Source organism: Streptomyces sp. UH6, from assembly GCF_013421635.1.
Classification (GTDB): Bacteria; Actinomycetota; Actinomycetes; order Streptomycetales; family Streptomycetaceae; genus Streptomyces; species Streptomyces abyssomicinicus.
This window is the reverse complement of record NZ_JACADT010000815.1, coordinates 1-2,587: the sequence shown is the minus strand read 5'-3', so window position 1 is coordinate 2,587 and position 2,587 is coordinate 1. Positions and strand designations below refer to the sequence as shown.

Annotated in this window: 3 protein-coding genes; 2 read left to right on the top strand and 1 reads right to left on the bottom strand. The window is 72.3% G+C overall.

Annotated features, from left to right (window positions below; translation table 11 throughout):
- Positions 1-603: CdaR family transcriptional regulator (locus HW445_RS26225; RefSeq protein ID WP_180223363.1), on the top strand; the 603-nt coding region annotated here is incomplete at its 5' end.
- A 25-nt stretch (positions 604-628) separates the two neighbouring features.
- Here the strand turns inward: HW445_RS26225 and HW445_RS26220 are convergent.
- The gene (locus HW445_RS26220) at positions 629-1,702 is read right to left on the bottom strand and encodes a Ku protein (protein ID WP_180223362.1); all 1,074 of its coding nucleotides are present in this window, start codon (positions 1,700-1,702) and stop codon (positions 629-631) included.
- A gap of 52 nt (positions 1,703-1,754) precedes the next feature.
- On the opposite strand from HW445_RS26220, the gene ligD reads away from it, so the two are divergent.
- A partial coding sequence (gene ligD / locus HW445_RS26215) for a non-homologous end-joining DNA ligase (protein ID WP_180223361.1) occupies positions 1,755-2,587 on the top strand: 833 nt, incomplete at its 3' end.

Below are 2,587 nucleotides of genomic sequence, written 5' to 3'. Positions count from 1 at the left end.
CCGGTGCCGCGGCGTGTGGTGCGGGCGGTGACCGCGCGGTTCGACAGCCGGCGGATCCTCGTCACCACCAAGGAGGGGCGGCTGCTGTGCATCGCGCCAGGCGACCAGGAGGACGTCCTCGCCTGGTTCGCCAAGCACGCCTACGCGGCGACCGACGGCGGGCGGGTGGCGGTCGGGCGGGCCCATCAGGGGCCCGGGGGCGTCGTCCAGTCGTACGAGGAGGCGCTGGGCACGCTGGAGATGGCGGAGCGGCTGGGGTTCGACGGGCCGGTGCTGAAGGCGGCGGATCTGCTGGTCTACCCGGTGCTGGCGCGCGACCGGCAGGCTCTCGCCGACCTGGTGGTGAGCGCGCTGGGGCCGCTGCGCGCGGCGCGGGGCGGCGCCCAGCCGCTGCTGGACACGCTCACGGCGTACTTCGACGCCGGTTGCGTGGCGGCGGAGGCGGCCCGGCGGCTGTCGTTGAGCGTCCGGGCGTTCACCTACCGGCTGGAGCGGATACGGCAACTGACGGGGGCGGACCCGGCGGACGCGGGGCAGCGGTACATGCTCCAGACCGCCGCGATCGGCGCGCGCCTCCTCAACTGGCCCGCCCAGGAGCTGTGACCGTCCGCCCCACGGGGCGGGCCGGTCAGGCGGACTTCTTGCGTGAGGCGGTCTTCTTGGCGGGGGTCTTCTTCGCGGCCGTCTTCCTGCCGGTGGTCGTGGACTTCTTCGCGGAGCCGCCGGAACCGCCGGAGCCGCCCGATCGGCCCGATCCGCCTGACCCGCCTGATCCGCCTGACCCGCCTGATCCGCCGCGCGAGGACGCCGTCTTCTTGGCCGTGGACTTCTTCGCGGTGGACGTCGACTTCTTGCCGGAGGTGTCCTTGGGCGTGGCCCGGGACCCCTCCATCCGGTGGACCTCGCCGCCCTCGCCCCTCGACTGCTGGGCCGCGCGGACGCTGTTCTCCAGCGCGGCCATCAGGTCGAGGACCTTGCCGCCGCCCTCCGGGGCCTCCGGCACGACCGGGGCCTCCTGGCCGGCGGCCTTGGCGGCGACCATCTCCTCCACCGCCTCGCGGTACTCGTCGTGCAGGTCATCGAGGTCGACCTCGCCGAGCGTGTCCATCAGCGCGTCCGCCAGGTCGAGTTCCTGCTCGCGGACCCTGACGTCGCCCTCGGGCGCCACGCCGTCCGGCTGCCGGATCTCGTCGGGCCAGAGCAGGCCGTGCATCACGATCGCCTCGTCCACCACCCGCAGCATCCCCAGCCGCTCCCTGCCCCGCAGGGCGAACTTGGCGATGGCGACCTTGTTGCTGCGTTTCAGCGCCTCCCGCAGCAGCGTGTACGGCTTGGCGGCCTGGGCGCCGCCGGCCGCGAGGTAGTAGGCGGACTCCATCTGCATGGGGTCGATCCGCTCGGACGGCACGAAGGCGACGATCTCGATGGTCTTGGCGGTCGGGATGGGCAGCTGCTGGAGGTCGTCGTCGGTGATCGGGATCATGGAACCGTCCGACTCCTCGTACGCCTTGCCGATCTCCGCCTGGCTGACCTCCTTGTTCTCCAGCTCGCAGACCTTCCGGTAGCGGATCCGGCCGCCGTCCTCGGTGTGGATCTGCCGGAAGGACACGTTGTGGTTCTCGGTCGCGTTCACCAGCTTGATCGGGATGCTGACCAGGCCGAAGGAGATGGCGCCGTTCCAGATCGATCGCACGTTCAGCACCCTTTCGACGGGCTTCCCTCGATATGCGCCCCTTGCGTGGGATTCTTATCGTATGACGCCGATCACAGAGGTGGAGGGGCGGCGGATCCCCCTCTCCAACCTGGAGAAGGTGATCCATCCGGAGGACGGCTTCACCAAGGGGGAGCTGCTGCACTACTACGCCACGGCCGCCGGGGCGCTGCTGCCGCACCTGAGGGACCGGCCGGTCTCCTTCCTGCGGTACCCGGACGGGCCGCACGGCCAGGTCTTCTTCTCCAAGAACGTTCCCCCCGGTACCCCCGAATGGGTCACCACGGCGGAGGTCCCGCGGTCGGAGGGCCCGTCCCGGATGGTGATGGTGCAGGACCTGCCCTCGCTGATGTGGGCGGCCAACCTGGTGACCGAGTTCCACACCCACCAGTGGCGCGCGGACGCGCCCGGCGAGGCGGACCGGCTGGTGTTCGACCTGGACCCGGGGCCGCCGGCCGGGATCGGCGAGTGCTGCGAGGTGGCGCTGTGGCTGCGCGACCGGCTGGCCGAGGACGGGGTCGAGGCGTACCCGAAGACCTCCGGCTCCAAGGGGCTGCACCTGCTGGCGGCGGTGCGGTCGGCGTCGTCGGAGCGGACCAGCGCGTACGCGAAGGCGCTGGCGGTCGAGGCGGAGGCGGCGATGCCGCGGACGGTGCTGCACCGGATGACGCGCAGCCTGCGGCCGGGCAAGGTGTTCGTCGACTGGAGCCAGAACGCCGCGAAGAAGACCACCGCCGCGCCGTACACGGTGCGGGCGCGGCCCACGGCGGCGGTCTCGGCACCGGTGTCCTGGGACGAGGTCGCCTCCGGCGCGCCGGAACGGCTGGCCCTGCGGGCGCCGGACGTGCTGGCCCGGCTGGAGCGGGACGGCGACCT